18 protein-coding genes and 1 tRNA gene are annotated in these 18,787 nt (G+C 65.6%); 15 read left to right on the top strand and 4 right to left on the bottom strand.

Features of this window, described 5'->3' with window-relative positions:
• The first annotated feature begins 1 nt into the window (after window position 1).
• The 8 genes from PYV00_RS09365 (at window position 2) to rnr (ending at window position 8,653) form a co-directional block, all read left to right on the top strand.
• Window positions 2–559: a CvpA family protein gene (locus PYV00_RS09365; protein ID WP_275228003.1), complete on the top strand. Its 558-nt coding sequence runs from the start codon at window positions 2–4 to the stop codon at window positions 557–559.
• A gap of 14 nt (window positions 560–573) precedes the next feature.
• Window positions 574–993 carry an iron-sulfur cluster assembly scaffold protein gene (locus tag PYV00_RS09360; protein WP_275228002.1) on the top strand — a complete coding sequence of 140 codons (420 nt, stop codon included), beginning with the start codon at window positions 574–576 and terminating at the stop codon, window positions 991–993.
• Between the two features lie 44 nt (window positions 994–1,037).
• The gene (locus PYV00_RS09355; RefSeq protein WP_275228001.1) at window positions 1,038–2,702 is read left to right on the top strand and encodes an MFS transporter; all 1,665 of its coding nucleotides are present in this window, start codon (window positions 1,038–1,040) and stop codon (window positions 2,700–2,702) included.
• Window positions 2,692–3,741: an alanine racemase gene (locus tag PYV00_RS09350; RefSeq protein ID WP_275228239.1), complete on the top strand. Its 1,050-nt coding sequence runs from the start codon at window positions 2,692–2,694 to the stop codon at window positions 3,739–3,741. Before PYV00_RS09355 ends, PYV00_RS09350 begins: the two co-directional genes overlap by 11 nt.
• A gap of 272 nt (window positions 3,742–4,013) precedes the next feature.
• Complete coding sequence (phaR, locus tag PYV00_RS09345) at window positions 4,014–4,568, top strand: polyhydroxyalkanoate synthesis repressor PhaR (RefSeq protein ID WP_275228000.1); 555 nt, start codon at window positions 4,014–4,016, stop codon at window positions 4,566–4,568.
• 60 nt (window positions 4,569–4,628) lie between these two features.
• Window positions 4,629–6,170 (top strand): aminoacyl--tRNA ligase-related protein, encoded by a 1,542-nt coding sequence (locus PYV00_RS09340; RefSeq protein ID WP_275227999.1) that lies wholly within the window; start codon window positions 4,629–4,631, stop codon window positions 6,168–6,170.
• Window positions 6,171–6,185: 15 nt separating this feature from the next.
• Complete coding sequence (locus PYV00_RS09335) at window positions 6,186–6,365, top strand: DUF805 domain-containing protein (RefSeq protein WP_275227998.1); 180 nt, start codon at window positions 6,186–6,188, stop codon at window positions 6,363–6,365.
• Between the two features lie 29 nt (window positions 6,366–6,394).
• Window positions 6,395–8,653, top strand: a complete 2,259-nt coding sequence (rnr, locus tag PYV00_RS09330) for a ribonuclease R (RefSeq protein WP_275227997.1) — start codon at window positions 6,395–6,397, stop codon at window positions 8,651–8,653.
• Window positions 8,654–8,722: 69 nt separating this feature from the next.
• Here the strand turns inward: rnr and PYV00_RS09325 are convergent, their stop codons facing one another.
• Entirely contained in the window at window positions 8,723–9,178 is a 456-nt protein-coding gene (locus PYV00_RS09325; protein ID WP_275227996.1) for a universal stress protein, read from the bottom strand.
• Between the two features lie 184 nt (window positions 9,179–9,362).
• On the opposite strand from PYV00_RS09325, the gene PYV00_RS09320 reads away from it, so the two are divergent.
• The 3 genes from PYV00_RS09320 to lpdA are packed head-to-tail and all read left to right on the top strand — an operon-like array spanning window position 9,363 to window position 12,496.
• Complete coding sequence (locus PYV00_RS09320; protein ID WP_275227995.1) at window positions 9,363–10,691, top strand: pyruvate dehydrogenase complex dihydrolipoamide acetyltransferase; 1,329 nt, start codon at window positions 9,363–9,365, stop codon at window positions 10,689–10,691.
• Window positions 10,692–10,734: 43 nt separating this feature from the next.
• Entirely contained in the window at window positions 10,735–11,073 is a 339-nt protein-coding gene (locus tag PYV00_RS09315) for an acyl-CoA thioesterase (protein WP_275228238.1), read from the top strand.
• Between the two features lie 4 nt (window positions 11,074–11,077).
• Entirely contained in the window at window positions 11,078–12,496 is a 1,419-nt protein-coding gene (gene lpdA, locus PYV00_RS09310) for a dihydrolipoyl dehydrogenase (RefSeq protein ID WP_275227994.1), read from the top strand.
• A 23-nt stretch (window positions 12,497–12,519) separates the two neighbouring features.
• Here the strand turns inward: lpdA and PYV00_RS09305 are convergent, their stop codons facing one another.
• Both PYV00_RS09305 and PYV00_RS09300 read right to left on the bottom strand, forming a co-directional pair.
• Window positions 12,520–12,843, bottom strand: coding sequence for a PilZ domain-containing protein (locus PYV00_RS09305; protein ID WP_275227993.1), 324 nt, complete (start codon window positions 12,841–12,843; stop codon window positions 12,520–12,522).
• Between the two features lie 128 nt (window positions 12,844–12,971).
• Window positions 12,972–16,319, bottom strand: a complete 3,348-nt coding sequence (locus PYV00_RS09300; RefSeq protein WP_275227992.1) for an Ig-like domain-containing protein — start codon at window positions 16,317–16,319, stop codon at window positions 12,972–12,974.
• A 283-nt stretch (window positions 16,320–16,602) separates the two neighbouring features.
• On the opposite strand from PYV00_RS09300, the gene PYV00_RS09295 reads away from it, so the two are divergent.
• The 4 genes from PYV00_RS09295 (at window position 16,603) to PYV00_RS09280 (ending at window position 18,526) form a co-directional block, all read left to right on the top strand.
• Window positions 16,603–17,163 carry a flavin reductase family protein gene (locus PYV00_RS09295; RefSeq protein WP_275227991.1) on the top strand — a complete coding sequence of 187 codons (561 nt, stop codon included), beginning with the start codon at window positions 16,603–16,605 and terminating at the stop codon, window positions 17,161–17,163.
• 69 nt (window positions 17,164–17,232) lie between these two features.
• Entirely contained in the window at window positions 17,233–17,361 is a 129-nt protein-coding gene (locus PYV00_RS09290; RefSeq protein ID WP_275227990.1) for a hypothetical protein, read from the top strand.
• Window positions 17,362–17,366: 5 nt separating this feature from the next.
• Window positions 17,367–17,591 carry a hypothetical protein gene (locus PYV00_RS09285; RefSeq protein WP_275227989.1) on the top strand — a complete coding sequence of 75 codons (225 nt, stop codon included), beginning with the start codon at window positions 17,367–17,369 and terminating at the stop codon, window positions 17,589–17,591.
• Between the two features lie 272 nt (window positions 17,592–17,863).
• Window positions 17,864–18,526, top strand: a complete 663-nt coding sequence (locus PYV00_RS09280; RefSeq protein ID WP_275227988.1) for a hypothetical protein — start codon at window positions 17,864–17,866, stop codon at window positions 18,524–18,526.
• Window positions 18,527–18,542: 16 nt separating this feature from the next.
• Here the strand turns inward: PYV00_RS09280 and PYV00_RS09275 are convergent.
• Window positions 18,543–18,632: transfer RNA gene (locus PYV00_RS09275), tRNA-Ser, on the bottom strand.
• Window positions 18,633–18,787: the final 155 nt, after the last annotated feature.

Genomic DNA, 18,787 nt, shown 5'->3' with positions numbered 1-18,787 from the left:
GATGACAGGGTTCGATATCGCCGTTCTGCTTTTCGTCGGCGTCAGCGCCGTAACGGGCTTTTTCCGTGGTTTCGTGCAGGAAATCTTCGCGCTGTGCGCCTGGGTGCTGGCGATTCTCGCCATTCACGGGCTGCACACGCCGCTGACCGCCGCGCTGCTGCCGCATGTCGGCACGCCCTCGGGCGCGGCCGTGCTGGCCTTCGCCCTGCTGCTGCTGGTGCCTTACGCGGGGGTCAAGCTGTTCGCCAAATGGGCCGGCGACAAGAGCCGTAATTCGGTGCTGGGCCCGATCGACCGCGTGCTGGGCTTCGGCTTTGGCGGGGTGAAGGGCATGATCATCGTCGTGCTGGCCTTTTCCGTGCTGGTGCTGGGGTATGACACGGTGTGGGGGCCGGGCGGGCGGCCGACCTGGATCACCCAGGCGCGCACCTATCCCTTCATCAACGCCGCGAGCGAGGCGCTGGTCACGATGATCGCAAAGCGGCGCGAGGAAGCGATCGAAGCGGACGCGCCGCTCGAAACGCCCCCTTCCGAAGCGCCCGCGCCCGAAACGCCCTGAGCGCGCCCGGCAGCATGTCCGCCACTGTCCTTTACACGCCCGAAGTGCTCGGGCTCGCCACCGGGCTTTCGCGCTATCGCTGGGATGCGGACTTGCCGTTGCAAGGCGATGCGCGATCGAAAAGCTGCGGCAGCACGATCACGCTGGCGCTGGCGCTGGACGATGCCGGCCGGATCGCGCGCGTCGCGGTCAAAAGCCAGGCCTGCGCGATCGGACAGGCATCGGCGGCGATCTTCGCCGATGCGGCCGTGGGCCTGACAGGCGCCGATATTCATGCCGCCGGGCTGGCGATCGAGCGCTGGTTGGCGGGCGCAGCGCCCTTGCCCGATTGGCCCGGCCTGGCCGCGATCGCCGCCGCGCGCGATTATCCGGGCCGGCACGGTGCGGTGATGCTGCCGTGGAAGGCGGCGATGCAACTGCTTCCCTCACCCTGAATCGCTCGCTAAGGGCCGAGGTCTGGGACTGGCGGGAGAAGACCATGGCCGAAGCGACCATGCCAAGCGGCGAACACGAAGACCTCAGCGTATCCGATGTCCGCATGGTCATCGCGGCCTCGTCCGCCGGCACGGTGTTCGAATGGTACGATTTCTTCATCTACGGCACCCTGGCCGGGATCATCGGCAAGTCCTTCTTCCCCGCCGACAACGCGACGCTGCAGATCCTGCTGGTCTGGGCCGGGTTCGCGGTCGGCTTCGGCTTCCGGCCGCTGGGCGCGGTCCTGTTCGGCTTCATCGGCGACAAGCTGGGGCGCAAATACACGTTCCTCGTCACCGTCACGCTGATGGGCATTGCCACGGCGGGCGTGGGCCTGGTCCCGTCCGCCGCCTCGATCGGGCTGGCCGCGCCGATCATCGTCATCCTGCTGCGCATCCTTCAGGGACTGGCGCTCGGCGGCGAATACGGCGGCGCGGCGATCTATGTGTCGGAACACGCGCCGCCCAACCGGCGCGGTTTCTATACCGGCTTCATCCAGGCCAGCGTGGTCGGCGGTTTCGTCCTCAGCGTGATCGTGGTGCTGGCCTGCCGCTTCCTGATCCCGGCCGAGGCGTTCGACGCATGGGGGTGGCGGATGCCGTTCCTGCTTTCGCTGGCGCTGCTGGCGATCTCGCTGTGGATGCGCCTGAAGCTCAATGAAAGCCCGGTGTTCCGCGAGATGCAGGCCGCCGGCGAGATCGCGGGCAATCCCTTCGTCGAAAGCTTCACCTATCCCGGCAACAAGAAGCGCATCTTCGTGGCGCTGTTCGGCGTGACCGGCGGTTTGACGACGATCTGGTACACTGCGTTCTTTTCCAGCCTGTCGTTCCTCAAGGGGCCGATGCGGATGGACGAGACGACGGCGGAAATAGTCGTGGGCCTGGCCGGGCTCGTCTCGATGAGCTTCTTCATCATCTTCGGCAAGCTGTCAGACAAGATCGGGCGCAAGAAGCCGATCATGATCGGCGATATCCTGACGCTGATCCTGCTGTTCCCGGCCTTCTGGATGATGGGCAGCTTCGCCAATCCGGGCCTGGCCGAAGCGGCCCGGCGCGCGCCGGTGGTGATCACCGGGACGGACTGCAATTACGATCCCTTCGCTTCCGAACAGGCCACCCCCTGCGGCAAGCTGCTGCAGGATCTGACCGGGCTGGGCGTGAGCTATGAAGTGAAGCCGGCCACCGCGGCGCAGGCGCCGGGCGGGCTCGATCTGGCGATCGGGCAACGCGACGTGCGGCTCGATCAGGCCGCGGGCGGCTTTCCCTGGGCCGACAAGGCGGCGCGGCAGGCCCAGCTCAAGACCTGGCTGGAACAGGCGGGATACGATTTCGCCAAACAGTCGCCGCCGCTGGCCAGCCTGCTCGGCATCGGCGCGGTGCTGCTGGTGCTCGGCGCGCTTTCGGGGCTGACCTTCAGCTCGGTGGCGGCGCTGCTGTCCGAGATGTTCCCGGCGCGCATCCGCTACAGCTCGATGTCGATCCCCTATCACATCGGCGCGGGCTATCTGGGCGGGTTCCTGCCGCTGATCGCCAGCTTCATCGTCGCGAAGACGGGCAATGCCTATGCCGGGCTGTGGTACACCTGGGTCGTCGTCGCCATTGCCCTGCTGGTCGGCTGGTGGGGGCTGAGGCCGGGGCCGCCGCGTGACTTCGAAGACGATGTTGCCTGAACCGTCCGCCGCGCTCAGGCTCGCGGTCGACACGCAGGCGCTGCAAGCCAACTGGACGGTGCTGGACCGTCTGTCGGGCGGCGCGCGCGCCGGGGCCGCGGTCAAGGCCAATGGCTATGGCCTTGGCGCGGTCATGGTGGCCGATGCGCTGCAGGCGGCGGGATGCGGGGCGTTTTTCGTTGCCCACTGGTGCGAGGTGGGCGAACTGCTCGGGCATGTGCCGGCCGATGCGATCTCGGTGCTGCACGGGCCGCTGACGGGCGCCGATGCGGCTTATGCGCGGGCCACCGGGGCCAGGCCCGTGATCAATTCGCTGGCGCAAGCACGCCGCTGGCTCGCTGCCGGGGGCGGGCGCTGCGATCTCATGGTCGATACCGGGATCAATCGCCTGGGCGTGCCGATGGCCGACCTGGGTGACGCGGCGATCGCCGCGCTGGATATCGACATCCTGCTGTCGCACCTCGCCTCGGCGGACGAGGACGTACCGCTCAACGCCGTGCAGCTTGGCCGCTGGAACGCGGCGCGCGGGCAAGTGCGCCATGCCCGCGCCAGCCTTGCCAGCAGCGCGGGCATCGTGCTGGGCCCCGAATACCACGGCGACCTGACGCGGCCCGGCCTTTCGCTCTATGGTGGTGTGCCGCGTCCCGAGCTTGCCGGCGCCATCCGGCAAGTCGCGCGCCCGCAGGCGGCGATCATGCAGGCGCGGCAAGTGCAGGCGGGCGACGGGATCGGCTATAACCAGATCTTCGTTGCCGAACGCGCGATGCGGATCGGCACGATCGCGCTGGGCTATGCCGATGGCTATCTGCGCTGCTGGTCGGGCACCGGCGGCGTCATCGCCGATGGCCAGCGCCTGCCGGTGCTGGGCCGGGTGAGCATGGACATGACCGTGATCGACCTTTCCGCCGCGCCCGATCTGCGCGAGGGCGACTGGGTGGAGATCGAATACGCCTTGCCCGAAGCGGCGGCGCGCAGCGGCCTTTCACAATACGAGCTGCTCACCGTTCTGGGCCGCCGGTTCGGCCGCTGGACGGGTTAGGCGGGGATCGAGTCTGTTTGGAAATGCGCGGAAGAGCGCATTTCGTGGCGGCACCGGCCCGCTCCCCCACCCGACCTCCCACAGAGTATCATTCCGATGGGAGGTCGGGTGGGGGAGCGGGCCGGTGCCGCCATGCGCCGATAGGCGCATCGCCAAACCGCCCACGCGCCCTCGCCGAATCCTTTTTGCTGCGCAGCAAATTTATTGCGTTGCGGCATCCGCTGGTGATAGGATCACAAATTAGCGAGCGCGGGGAAAAAGAGGAAAACCTGATGTCTGAAGCTTCGGCGACCAGCGACGATACCGTCATCATCAAGAAGTACGCCAATCGGCGGCTCTACAATACCCGCTCGTCAAGCTACATCACGCTGGATCACCTTGCCAAGATGACGCGCGAAGGCGTGGAGTACAAGGTGCTCGACGCCAAGAGCGGCGCCGACATCACCCACACCATCCTGACCCAGATCATCATGGAAGAGGAATCGAACGGCGAGCAGATGCTGCCGGTGAACTTTCTGCGCGAGCTGATCAGCATGTACGGCAATTCGATGCAATCGCTGATCCCGCACTACCTTGAAGCCTCGATGGAAAACTTCCGGGCCAACCAGGCCAAGCTGCACAAGGCTTTCGAGGAAAGCCTGGGCAACAATCCGCTGGCCAAGCTGGCCGAGCAGAACATGGCCATGTTCAAGGCCGCCGCCGCCGCTTTCATGCCGGGTTCCGAAAAGCCCCAGCCAGCGGCCGAAAGCGAAAACCCCGGCGATCTCTCCACCCTGCGCGAGCAGATGGCCGAGATGCAGAAGAAGCTTGACGCGCTGGGCAAATAGGCCCCAGCGCTCCCCCCGACATCGCCCTTGCGCGTTCAACGATTCAGGAAGCCATAACCCGTGTCCGCCATCCGCCACGCCCTCTCGACCAAGCGCGAGGACGATTTCGCCCAGTGGTATCAGGAAGTCATCGCCGAGGCCGAGATGGCCGAGGAATCGGGCGTGCGCGGCTGCATGGTGATCAAGCCGTGGGGCTATGGCATCTGGGAACGCATCCAGCGCCTGATGGATGAGCGGATCAAGGCCGCGGGCGTGGAGAACTGCTATTTCCCGCTGTTCATCCCGCTGTCCTATTTCGCCAAGGAAGCCGAGCATGTCGAAGGCTTCGCCAAGGAAATGGCAGTCGTCACCCACCATCGCCTGATTGGCGATGGCAAGGGCGGGCTGGTGCCCGATCCCGAGGCGAAGCTGGAAGAGCCGCTGATCGTGCGCCCGACCTCGGAGACGGTGATCGGCGCGGCCATGGCGCGCTGGGTGCAATCGTGGCGCGACTTGCCGCTGCTGACCAACCAGTGGGCCAACGTGGTGCGCTGGGAAATGCGCACGCGCATGTTCCTGCGCACCAGCGAGTTCCTCTGGCAGGAAGGCCACACCGCCCACGCCGACCGCGAGGACGCGATGGCCGAAACGCTGCGCGCGCTGGAGATGTACCGCGAATTCGCCGAAGGCCCGCTCGCCATGCCGGTGATTGCCGGCGAGAAGCCGGAGAACGAGCGTTTCCCCGGCGCCGTCGCGACTTATTCGATCGAGGCGATGATGCAGGATGGCAAGGCGCTGCAGGCGGGCACCTCGCATTACCTCGGCACCGGCTTCGCCCATGCGGCGGGCATCCAGTACCAGGACAAGGAAGGCACGCAGCAGTATTGCCACACGACCAGCTGGGGCACGTCGACCCGGATGATCGGCGGCGTCATCATGGTCCACGGCGATGACGACGGTTTGCGCGTGCCGCCGCAGATCGCGCCGCAGCAGATCGTGATCCTGCCGATGCTGCGCGATGACGATGGCGACGCGGCGCTGCTGGCCTATTGCGAGGACATCCGCCGCAGCCTTGCCGCGCAGTCGGCGCTGGGTGAGCCGCTGCGCGTGCTGCTCGACAAGCGGCCGGGCAAGGCCACGCAGAAGCGCTGGGCCTGGGTGAAGAAGGGCGCGCCGCTGATCCTGGAGATCGGCGGGCGTGACGCGGCCGCGGGCCAGGTCTCGCTGCTGCGCCGCGACCGGCTGTGGAACGCGGCGGCCAAGCCCGATTTCCGGGCCATGCCCAAGGACGAATTCCTCGGCATCGCCGCTGGCGAGATCGAGGATATCCAGGTGTCGCTCCACGCCGAGGCGCGCGCGCGGCGCGATGCCAATATTACCCGCGATGTGACCAGCATCGACGCGCTGGCCACCTTCTTCAGCGAGGACAAGCGCTATCCGGGCTGGGTGGAACTGTGCTGGGCACGCCCGACTGGCGCGGAACTGGAAGGCGTGATCAAGACGCTCAAGGAACTGAAGCTCACCATCCGCAACACGGCGACGGATGCCGCGCCGGCCAGCGGCGCCTGCGTTTTCACGGGACGCCCGGCGGTCGAAAGGATATATGTCGCCCGGGCCTATTGAGGCAGGGAGACGCCTATGCCCGGCGCGGTCAGGTACGGGCTGACGAACCTTGTGAATTTCTCCGGGCGTGACGCGCGGCAGACTTTCTGGTTCTTTGTCCTGTTCCTTTACATCGTCACCTTCATGCTCGGCTCAATCCGCGCATTTCCCCATTTCCACGAAAGCCAAGGTCGCGACGTCACGCGCCGGTTGTAATCGCCGTGGATCGGCCCCATTGCCGGACCATGCCACCAAAAAACCGGCCCGAGCCCGGCTTGCCGAGCCGCCAGCAGATCCTGGACTTCATCAAGGATTCCCCCACGCCCGCCGGGAAGCGGGAAATCGCGCGCGAATTCGGGCTGAAGGGGCAGGAGAAGATCCAGCTCAAGGCGCTGCTCAAGGACATGGCCGAGGAAGGCCTGATCGATGGCAAGCGCACCGCCTATCACCGCATGGGCGGCGTACCCAAGGTGACGGTGCTGCGCGTCGTCGATATCGACGAGGGCGAGGCGATCGCCGTGCCTGACACCTGGCAGCCCGACGATGCCACGCCGCCGCCGCGCATCCGCATGGTCGAGAAGGGCAGGGGCTCCGCGCTGCGCAAGGGCGACCGGGTGCTGGCGCGCACCGAGGAGAGCGGCGGCAACTGGCGCGCCTATCCGATGAAGACCCTGGCCGATCGCAATGAACAACTGCTCGGCGTGGTTGAGCTGGATGGGTCGGGCAAGCCGTGGCTGGCCCCGGTCGACAAGCGCATCCGCAATTCCGTGCCGATCGCCGATCTCGGCGGGGCCGAAGTGGGCGAACTGGTGCTGGCCGAGCCCGCGAGCCGTTCGCCGCGATCGGGCGTCAAAATCACCGAAGTGCTGGGCGAGCCACTCGCCCCGCGCGCCTTCAGCCTGATCGCGATCCACAAGCACGGCATCCCGCATGTCTTCGCCGAGGAAACGCTGGCCGAGGCGAGCCGCGCGGCCAGGCTGCCGCTGAGCGCGGACAAGCGCGAGGACTTGCGCCACTTGCCGATCGTGGCCATCGACCCGATCGACGCGCGCGATCACGACGATGCCATCTGGGCCGAGCCCGATGGCGAGGGGGGCTTTCGCGCAGTGATCGCTATCGCCGACGTCTCGTTCTACGTGCGCCCCGGCGGCGCGCTCGACCGCGAGGCGCGGAAGCGCGGCAATTCGGTCTATTTCCCCGATCGGGTCGTGCCGATGCTGCCCGAAGTGCTATCGGCCGATGTCTGCTCGCTGCGTTCGGGCGAGGATCGCGCGGCCATGGCCTGCCACTTGCGCATCGACGGCGAAGGCAAAGTCACCGAATGGCGTTTCACTCGCGCGATCGTGCGGATCGCCGAAGTGATCGCTTATGAAGAGGCGCAGGCGCGGATCGACGAGGGCCGGGCCGAAGTGCATCTGGTCAACCTGTGGGCCTGCTGGCGCGCGCTGGAGCAGGCGCGCGACCGGCGCGATCCGCTGGCGCTCGAACTGCCTGAGCGGCGCGTGGTGCTCGACGAGCAGGGGCGCATCGCGCAGATCGCGCTGCGCGAGCGGATCGACGCGCACCGCGTGGTCGAGGATTTCATGATCGCCGCCAATGTCGCCGCCGCCAAGGCGCTGGAAGCCAAGGTCGCGCCCGTGGTCTATCGCCTGCACGAGCCGCCGGGCCGTGAGAAGCTGGTCGCGCTCAAGGACTATCTCGCCACGTTCGGCCGCAAGCTGGCGCTGGGGCAAGTCATCACGCCTGGCCTGTTCAACCGGATGCTGAAGGACATCGCCGACGAATCCGAGAAGGCGCTGATCATGGAAGCGGTGCTGCGCAGCCAGACGCAGGCCTATTACGGCCCGCGCAACGAAGGCCACTTCGGCCTCGCGCTCGCCTCCTATGCGCACTTCACGTCGCCGATCCGGCGCTATGCCGATTTGCTCGTCCACCGCGCGCTGGTCGATGCCTATCACCTCGAACAACCCGCGCCGCAGGGCGACGTGCCCAGGACATCGGGCCTATCGGAGCGCGACCGCGACGATCTCGGCAAGATCAGCGAGGCGATCAGCGCCGCCGAACGCCGGGCGATGGAGGCCGAGCGCGACACTATCGACCGCTATGTCGCCGCCTGGCTTTCGGCGCGCGTGGGCGAAGTGTTCGAGACGCGGATCACCGGCGTGCAGAAGTTCGGTTTCTTCGCCACGATCATCAGCCTCGGCGGCGATGGGCTGGTGCCGGTCTCGACGCTCGGCGCCGAGCGCTTCGCCTATGACGAGAAGGCGCATGTGCTGGAAGGCGAGGAAAGCGGCACGCGCTATGCCATGGGCGACCGGCTGCGGCTGCGGCTCGCCGAAGCGAACCCGCTGACCGGCGCGCTCAAGTTCGAGCTGGAGGAAGGCGGCTCCACGCCCATCGAACCGCGCGGCAAGCCGCTGGCGCTCAAGCGGCAGGGGCAGCATCTCGTGGGCAAGCGCGGCCGCCCGGCGAACATCCGCCACCAGGGGCGCGGCAAGCGCTAGGGGCTATCGCCATTCAGCCCTGACGGGTTGCAAATGGCGATTTTCGGCGCGGCTGAGGGTCGAGCGGCCCTAGCTCAGCCGTTCGATCGCCGCTTCGTCAAGATGGCCGGGAATCACGAAGACCGGGCAAGGCAGTTGCGCCGAGGCCGAGCCGGTGAAGTGCGAGACGAGCGGGCCCGGCCCGCCTTCCTTCGCCGCGCCCAGTACCAGCGCGGAGACTTCCGGGTGCTCGGCAAGGTACTGGCGCACCACTTTCACGTCCTCGCCCATGCGCACCGAGATCATCGGCATCTTGCCGCCTTGCGACAGGAGATTGCCCGCAGCCGCCGTCACCAGCGTTTCGGCGCGCGATCGCGCTTCTTCCTCGATCGTCGCCTGCACGCCGGCGAAGGCGTTGAATGGCTGGGGCGGAACCAGCGCCAGCAGGTGGACGGTGCCATCGGTCTTGGCCGCGCGCCGCGCGGCAAAGCGCAGCGCGACAAGCGCTTCCTCGCTCTCGTCGACAATCACCAGATAGACGCGCATCGCGACACTCCCCCCGAGGGGCGACATATCCGCCACATTCGATTCGAGCGCAAGACGGATGCGAAACGGGCGCAAGGCGCTTGCTCCGGCCCGGCAATTTGTTCAAGGACAGGCCAAGGACAAGGCGGTCCGGTGCCGCCAGAAACAACGCCCGCCATCCGCAAAGAGGGACATCGCCGCAGCCATGCCGATCGAAATCAAGATGCCCGCGCTCTCGCCCACCATGGAAGAGGGCAAGCTGGCGAAATGGCTGGTCAAGGAAGGCGATACGGTTTCTTCCGGCGACATCATGGCCGAGATCGAGACCGACAAGGCGACGATGGAATTCGAAGCGGTCGACGAAGGCACCATCGGCAAGATCCTGATCCCCGAAGGCAGCGAGGGCGTGAAAGTCGGCACCGTCATCGCACTGCTCGAAGGCGAGGACGACGGCACCGTCGAAGCACCGGCCGCAAAAGCGGCGGCGGAACCGGCCGAGGCAAAGCCGGTCGAACCCGCGCCGGCCGCCGCCCCCATGGCCCCGCCCGTGGTGGCGCCCGCACTTGCGCCTGCCACCCCATCATCGAAGGAGGGACGTATCCTCGCATCGCCACTCGCCAAGCGTATCGCCGCCGAAAAGGGCGTCGATCTCGACAGCCTGACGGGCAGTGGCCCCAATGGCCGCATCGTCAAGGCCGACGTCGAGGCGGCCCAGCCCGGCACCGGCAAGCCCAGGCCCGCCACGCCGGCTCCCGCCCCGGCCGCCGCCAACGATGCCGCGCCGGCCAGCCCCGCGCCCGTCGCCATGGCTGACGAGACGCGCCAGTTGCTCGACGATCGCATTCCGCACACGGTCGAGAAGCTCTCGGGTATGCGCAAGACGATCGCGCGCCGCCTCGCCCAGTCGATGCAGCAGGCGCCGCACATCTACCTCACCGTCGATATCCGGCTCGACCGGCTGATGGCGATGCGCGCCGAGATGAACGCCGCGCTGGAAAAGCAGGGCGTGAAGCTTTCGGTCAACGACATGCTGATCAAGGCGCTGGGCAAGGCGCTGATCGACGTGCCCGAATGCAACGTGACCTTCGCCGGCAACGAACTGATCCGCTATGCGCGCGCCGACATCTCGGTGGCGGTGAGCATTCCGGGCGGCCTTATCACGCCGATCGTGCAGGATGCGAACGGGCGTTCGCTCTCCTCGATCGCCACCGCCATGAAGGATCTTGGCCAGCGCGCCAAGGAAGGCAAGCTCAAGCCGGAAGAGTATCAGGGCGGCACCGCCTCGATCTCCAACATGGGGATGATGGGGATCAAGCAGTTCACCGCCGTGATCAACCCGCCGCAATCCACCATCGTCGCCATCGGCGCGGGCGAGAAGCGCCCGTGGGTGATGCCCGACGGCGCGCTGGGCGTTGCCACCGCGATGAGCGCGACCGGCAGCTTCGACCACCGCGCGGTGGACGGCGCCGACGGGGCGCGCCTGATGGCCGCCTTCCGCGAATACGTGGAGAGCCCGCTGGGCATGGTCGCGTGACGTGAGCGAAGCCCGGCGCGATCCCGTTATCCGTGTTTCGGCCATGCCGGCCGACGCGAATGTCTATGGCGATATTTTCGGTGGCTGGCTGATGAGCCTGATGGATTCTGGCGCCGGCCTGGTCGCGGCGCGCCATTCGCGCGGGCGGGCGGTGACGGTGGCGATGGACGGGATGCAGTTCCACCTGCCGGTCAAGGTGGGGGACGAGGTTTCGGTCTATGGCGAGCTGCGGCGGGTCGGGCGAACCTCGATGACGATCGCGATCGATGCCTGGCGGCGGCACCGGCATGAATTGGAGGAGGTGAAAGTGACCGAAGCGGTCTTCACCTTCGTGGCAGTCGACGATGCGGGCAAACCCCGCGCAATCGAGCAGGAGAGTTGAAGCAGTGGCAGATTCCTACGACGTCATCATTCTCGGTTCGGGCCCTGGCGGCTATGTTTCGGCGATCCGCTGTGCGCAGCTGGGCCTCAAGACCGCGATCGTCGAGCGTGAGCGGCTCGGCGGCATCTGCCTCAACTGGGGCTGCATCCCGACCAAGGCGCTGCTGCGCTCGGCCGAGGTGTTCCACCAGATGAAGCACGCCAAGGACTATGGCCTGGTGGCCGACAACGTCACCGCCGATCTCGACGCGGTGGTGAAGCGTTCGCGCGGAGTGGCGGACAAGCTCAACCAGGGCGTCACCCACCTGATGAAGAAGAACAAGATCGCGGTGCACATGGGCACCGGCAAGCTGACCGCGCCGGGCAAGCTCACCGTCACCGCCGAGGACGGCAAGGCCACCGATCTTGAGGCCAGGCACATCGTCATCGCCACCGGCGCGCGCGCGCGCGACCTGCCCAAGATGAAGGCCGATGGCGAACGCATCTGGACCTATCGCCACGCGATGACGCCCAAGGAACTGCCGTCCAAGTTGCTGGTGATCGGATCGGGCGCGATCGGCATCGAGTTCGCCAGCTTCTACAACGACATGGGTTCGGACGTGACCGTGGTCGAGATGATGGACCGCATCGTCCCGGTCGAGGACGCGGATGTTTCCGCCTTCCTCGAAAAGGCGCTGGTCAAGCAGGGCATCAAGATCATGACCAAGGCCAATGTCGGCACGGTCGAAAAGAGCGCGGCGGGCGTCAAGGTGACGATCAAGGACAAGGCCGGCAAGGAAGAGACCACCGAGTTCAGCCATGTCATCGTCGCGGTCGGCATCGTGCCGAACCTGGAGAACATCGGCCTGGAAGATCTCGGCATCGAGCCCGACAAGCGCTTCCACATCAAGGTGGACGATTATGGCCGCACCAATGTGAAAGGCGTCTGGGCGATCGGCGACTGCGTGGACGGGCCGTGGCTGGCGCACAAGGCAAGCCATGAAGGCGTGACGGCGGCCGAGGCCATCGCGCGGGAACTGGGCAATGGCGAAGTCCACCCGCACCCGCTCGATCGCCGCAATATTCCGGGCTGCACTTATTGCCACCCGCAGATCGCCTCGGTCGGGCTGACCGAAGCCAAGGCCAAGGAAGCGGGTCATGAGCTGAGGGTCGGCACGTTCCCGTTCATCGGCAATGGCAAGGCGATCGCGCTCGGCGAGGCGGAAGGCTTCGTCAAGACGGTGTTCGACGCCAAGACCGGCGAACTGCTCGGCGCCCATATGATCGGCGCGGAAGTGACCGAACTGATCCAGGGCTATGTCGTCGGCAAGACGCTGGAGACGACCGAGGCGGAACTGATCCAGACGATCTTCCCGCATCCGACGATTTCCGAGACGATGCACGAATCGGTGCTCGCCGCTTACGGGCGCGTGATCCACATCTGACGGGAGGCGCCGGGAAAGGGCGTTCACGCCCCCCTGGCGGCCTTCACGATATGCTCGAACACCGCGACGTGGAGCGGCTCGGCGAATTCGCAGCCGATCGCCCCGTCGCGTTCCCAGCAGATGCGCGCGCTGAGCAGCTGGATGCCGGGAATGCGGATGCGCAACGGCACTTCGGGCCGGGCATCGGGCATGTGCGAAATGCGAAAGCCGCCAGGTGAAAGGTCGTCCAGCCGCGCGGTCTTCCAGGGCCGGGTGCCCTGACGCACCTCGCAGAGCAACGCCACGCCGATGCGCGGCCTGCGCTGGGTGTTTCGCCCGTCTTCACCGACGATCCTGTCGTGCTTCAAGGGAGCCTCCTGCCGCGAAACCCTGCAATGCCGGCAAGAAATTACAAAGCGGTTAGCCGCGCCCGCTCCGCAATACCGAGGCGGCCGTAAGCGCTTCGTTAGGACGCCTTGCGGCCCGCGATGGCGCCTCAGCCGAAGCTGACGAAGTTGTAGCCGACCGAGGCTTCCGCCGTCGCCTCGCTGTAGACGAAGGCGTGGGAATCGGCGACGTCGAGCAGCACGATCTGGGTGAAGACGACACCGTTGTTGTAGGTCATGCGCAAGTCGTTGGCGATGCCGTCACCGCCTTGCGCGAAGCTGCCGAAGCTCAGCTGCTGGCCGGTCAGGCCCGAAATGAACAAGTGATCGTCCGCACCGAAATGGGCGATGACCACGTCGGTGGACTTGGTGCCGTCATGCGTGATCTCGTAAGTCTTGTCTGCGTCCAGCGCGACATTGGTGACTTTGTTGGCGCCGAAATCGTCCAGCGCGATGTCGCCATCGGGCGTCACGCCCGCGCCGGCCAGCGACGTGGCGGTGATCGCGCTGGTGCCGGTGATGACCTTGTCGCCCACCTTGATCGCGCCGGCATCGGTATCCAGCCTGAGCAGCAGCGCCTGGCCGTTGAAGTTCAGCTCCATGCCGTCCGGCCCGACGGGAATGGTGATCTTGCCCAGGTGCGAGGACAGCACGATCGCGGTGCCCTTGATATAGGCGCTGAACGAGGATGGCCCCTCGGGCAGGTACAGCACGTCGCCGCCCTTGTTGAACGAGGGATCGAGCGTCATTTCGCCATAGCTGTAATGCAGTTTTTCCGCCCCGCTCGTGCCGAACACCGAATAGGCGCCGCCGGCGGTGACTTCGGCCCCGTCCAGCATCGAGATACGCGATTGCGAGAAGACGCTCGATTCGTCAGGCACGGTAAGCTGTTCGGCCGCCGCGGTGATCGTGGCGGCAGTGCCGGTGATCGATTGCGCGCCGATCTTCACCGTGCCCGAAACCGTGTCGTACCCCAGCGCGCGCACCCCGTCGGAAAAGACCATGTAGATGGGCTCCACGCCGACCGGGATCAGATAGCTTGAATCGCTGTCCGAGATGAGCACCGAGGAACCGTTCAGCGCCACGTGATAGGCCGATGCCGCGTGCGCCAGGCGCAGCACGTCGCCGCCCTTGTTGTAGGAAGGGTCGAACTCGATCTGGCCGGGTGCGTCCAGAATCTTCAGGTCCTGAAATTCGGCCGTGCCATAGATGGTGCCCGCGCCGCCGATCTCGCCCTTGAAGCCGTCGCGCGTGATGATGATGAAATCAGGCATATCGTCTACCTCGGTAAGAGAGATGGTCTGTGTCGCGGTGCCGCCGTGGCCATCGCTGACAGTGACGGTGAAGTGATCCGATCCGGCGAACTGCGCGCCGGGCACATACGTGAAGACGCCGCCCGTTCCGGCGGTGACAGTGCCGTGCAGCGCGGCGGTGAAGCTGTAGCTCAGCGGGTCGCCGTCGGGGTCGGTCGCGGCGACGAGGATTTGCGCGGACGCGGCGCCATCGGGCACCGCCACGGTCTGCGTCGCGGCCACGACCGGGGCCGAATTGGCCACCGCTTGCGGCTGGATGACGACATGCACCGTCCGCGTCGCGATCCCGCCATGCCCGTCGTTGACCGAAACGGTGATGCTATCGGTGCCCGCATAGCCGCTCGCCGGCAGGTAGACGAAATGGCCGCCGGCCCCGCCCGTCACCGTGCCGTGCTGATAGTCCGATGCGGTGTAGGTCAGCGCATCGCCTTCCACGTCGGTGGCGCCGACAGTCAGCGTGACGGGGATGCCCGTCTGGGTGTTCAGGTCCTGCGGCGCGGTCAGCACCGGCGCATCGTTGACCGGCGTCACGGTGACGGTGACGGTTTGCAGCACGGCATGGCCATGACCGTCGGCTACCGTCACCTTGAACGTGTCGGTGCCGAAGAAGTTGGCCAGGGGCGTATAGGTGAACAGCCCGTTGGCGCCGCCAGCCAGCGTGCCGTGCGCCGGAGCGCTGGCCGAATAGGACAAGGTATCGCCATCGGGATCGCTGGCCGTCGCCGTGATCTGCCGCGCGGTGTCTTCCTTGGTCGAGGCGGACTGCGTGGTGGCGAGCGTCGGCGCGCTGTTGGCGGGAGTGGGGGTAGGCGTCGGTGTTGGCGTAGGGGTCGGCGTGGGGGTTGGCGTCGGCGTCGGCGTGGGTGCAGGTGTCCCGGAAGCCGGCTGCAGCACATGCGTCTGCGCGTTCCAGACGAAATCGCCATCGTCGAAGCGGAACACCTCGATCCCGTCGGTGGTGTCGCTGCCCTGGCCATTGCCCGCCACGATCACGCCGCCATTGCCGCCCTGGCTGACGGCATAGGCATTGTGCAGCCCGGAAAACACCGCGGTGTCCACGCCGCTGCCGCCGACCAGCGTATCGTTGCCAAGGTCGCCCAGCAGCGTATCGTCATCGCCGCCGCCATTGAGCGTGTCGTTGCCGCGCGTGCCTTCGATCCGCTGGCCGCCGGCCCCGCCGGTAAGCGACAGGCCGCTGAGGCCAAGGCCCCTGATCTCGCTGACCGCATCGCCCGTGACCGCGATCGAGCCAGAGGCGAGCAGGGTGTTGCCATTGACGACATCGAGCTTGAGGTTCTGCGCGCCGATCGTGGCGTTCACCGTCACCGCGCCCGACAATCCGCCGCCGCTCAGCGTCAGGGCGATCGCGCCGCCGCCGGTAGCAAGGCTGTAGCCGCCGGTGGACCAGCTCGTCACGCTGGCCGATCCCACGCTGACGTGCAGGTCGCCGCGACCCTCGCCGATCGAATAGAACCTGTCGCCGTCGGCATCGTCATAGGCGACGCCGGTAACGAACAGCTTGCCGCGATTGCCGAAATCCTGGGTGATGACCAGTTCGCCCACCTGGGTGCGCGTATCGGTCTCATGCGTCACGGCGATGCCGACTTCGGTATAGCCGCCGCTCATGATGTTCTTGCGGTGGCCGGCCGCGTCCTGCATCCCGTCGCCGAGCGAGGCGAAATCGGGCCGCACGACGTTGCCGGAATCGACGTCTTCCGCGTCATAGCCCCAATCGACCATGAAGCCGGCGTGGGCATAGAGGATATCGTCGGCATAGGCGTAGATGTTCTCGCCGGCCGAGCGATAATCGTATCCCGCCGCCTTGATCCGGTCGCCCAGCGAAAGCTCGCCTGTCACCTGGTGCGACTGGGTGTCGTAAGTGATCATCTTGGCGTTGTGGCCTTCGGCCGACGCCGAAAGCTCCTCGCTCCAGGCCAGCGCGCCGGCCGGGGCAAGCGCGGAGAACGCTTGCAGCAGCGCATCGCCATCCACGCCGAAATAGTCGAGCGCCTGCTGGATATTCGTCTGCTCCGCATCGAGCGGGGCGTAGGACGAGATATAACGCGCCGCGTTGCCGAGCGGATCGAGCCGCGTTTCGTTGAGCAGCTCCAGGAAATATTGTTCTTCGGCGCTAGGCCCGGGCATCTGTCGAAGTCCTTCGTCCGGCGATGGTAAAATGCACGATGACGGTTAATTTTTCGCTATCATGCTGAAATGAACAGAATCTTATCCGGTTCCCGGTAGAAATCCATCCGGCCGTGGGGCCGGCTCATCCGTTGGGGGCGTGCCCCTCGCACGCGGGGCACGACCCCGGCAACCGCTGTCCGACGAGCCGAGACATCGTCGCGACAAGGAGGCGGGCGGCGCGGGGCACGAAGCAGGCGCCATGGCCGCGCCGGTGCTATGGCTTGCGCAGGAGGACACGGACATGGAAACTTTGCCACTCAGCAGGGCGTTCACGCTGATCGAACCGGGCCCGGTGGTCCTGGTGACGACGAACGACGGCCACAAGGACAATGTGATGACCATCACCTGGACCATGGTGATGGACTTTTCGCCCGTGCTGGCGATCACCACCGGCGCCTGGAACCATTCCTACGACGCGCTGCGTGACACGCGCGAATGCGTGATCGCCATCCCCACGGTCGATCTGCTCGATACCGCCGTGGGCGTGGGCACCTGCTCTGGCGCCGATACCGACAAGTTCGCCCGCTTCGGCCTCACCCGCGCGAAGGCCCGCCACGTGCGCGCGCCGCTGATCCGCGAATGCTTGGCCCAGATCGAATGCCGCGTGATCGACATCGTCGAGCGGCACAGCATCGTCGTGCTCGAAGGGCTCGCCGCCTATTTCGACAGCACCCGCGCCGAACAACGCACGCTCCACGCCGTGGGCGACGGCACTTTCGTGGTTGATGGCGAGAGGCTGGACCGCAGGGAAATGATGCGCTCCAAGCTGCCTGATGGGGTGTATCCCCACGATGGAGAATGACATGACTGACACGACGAATCCCTGAAAGCCGCTGAACCCGGTTCGCATCCCAAGGCCGAGAAGTATGGGATGCCCGTCGAATACGCAGACCGCATCATGCAGCGCCACTTCGGTGTGGTGGACGAGGAGTTCGCTTTGGAAGCCGGGAAGGTTGCCGCTGACATTGAGGTGAGCAAGGCGCTCGCCAAGAAGGACTGACCACAATGTCGGGCATCCGGGCACTTCAGCGCCGCGTGGCGAAGTTGGAGACCGTTCGGAAGCCGCGACCATCGCCCATCGTCATCATGTGCGGTTCGTTCGATGCGTTCGCCGATGCCACGTATGCGGAGGTGATGGCTGGCAAGCTGGCAGGGGACTTCCTGCTGATCCTCGACCATCTCCGCGAATGGGACGAGGGCGGCGTTTGGGCGCTGGCATATGCTCGCTGACGGTGCCAGCCAGTAGCAGCATAGGGTTGCGCAGGGCTTTCGTCATCTTCACCCGCGCCGAGGACCAGCGGACGGTCCCTCGAAAATCGAACATCCGCAGCAGCGGGGCGAGGTGCCTTCTCCTCCCGCCTGACGCTGTCAGCGCCTCGCGTCTCCGGGTGCGGGGCGCTGCTATGAGCGGATGGTGGCCGGTGCTGACATATACTCGCTAATTCCTCGCAGCCTCATCCTAATGGAATGATTCGGTAAAGATATAAGCGTACCAACGCGGCATGATCGGCTTTGCAATCTTTCTTGGGATCATCTTGGTTCTATTGACGCCAATTGCGCTCATCGGTGCCGTTCTCTTACTGCTCCGCAAGAGATGGAGAGCTACAGACCCTGATCACCGGATCAGACGGGTCGCCATAGTTTCGGCGGGACTGTTAGTTGTCACATCGCCTTATCTGGCGTTCAAAGCATACGAACTTCGCTTTGTTCTAGCGAGGGTTCCCAGTCCGTTGCATGTAGCTTGGATTGAATACCGCTTAGAAGATTCCTTCGGTGGTATCGGCTTGCCGGGCGACAACGAGACGGGATTTGTCGTCTATCGCCTTACCGGTGCGAGTGCCCAATGGGCGCGCAGTAAAGGACAGCGTCTAGGTGAAGCCTTGCCCGGCGGAGCAGAAAGCTGGCACGCAACTCCCGTTGACGAAAGCGGGGTGCGAAACAGTTGGCATCACTACGATAGCGAAGCGGAAAAGCACGGGCATTCTGCCACGATCGCTGAATACCTCGATAAATATGGGTTCTCTATTCCAATCGAAAAAGGTCGCGATGACGAAGCAAATCGCGCGATTCGTGAACCGGGATCTTTCTATTCGTATGGACGCGGTGGCAGCGTAACCATCATCGATCCCGCCCGAGGGAAGGTGTATTTCGCCTATGCAGGGTAGCTCCATTGATTCGATCTGGCGGAAGAGGTGGGATTCGAACCCACGGACGGGTTGCCCCGTCGCTGGTTTTCAAGACCAGTTCCTTAAACCACTCGGACACTCTTCCATACCGATTCAGCGGCGCGGCTAGAAATCTGCTAGATGGCGGCGCTGCCGCTCGTTTTAGCCATTTCTCGACCCGCCGCTAAGCTATTCTAACTACATCCCTTTTTCGCCAGTCCGTGCCGTCGAGCGTCGAAACCCCCCGTTAGCTTTCAAGAC

Origin of the sequence: Novosphingobium album (ex Liu et al. 2023) (assembly GCF_029076845.1) — a bacterium.
In the GTDB taxonomy this organism is placed as follows: Bacteria; Pseudomonadota; Alphaproteobacteria; order Sphingomonadales; family Sphingomonadaceae; genus Novosphingobium.
Note: the sequence above shows the minus strand (reverse complement) of the source record. Positions and strands in the feature narration are given on the sequence as shown.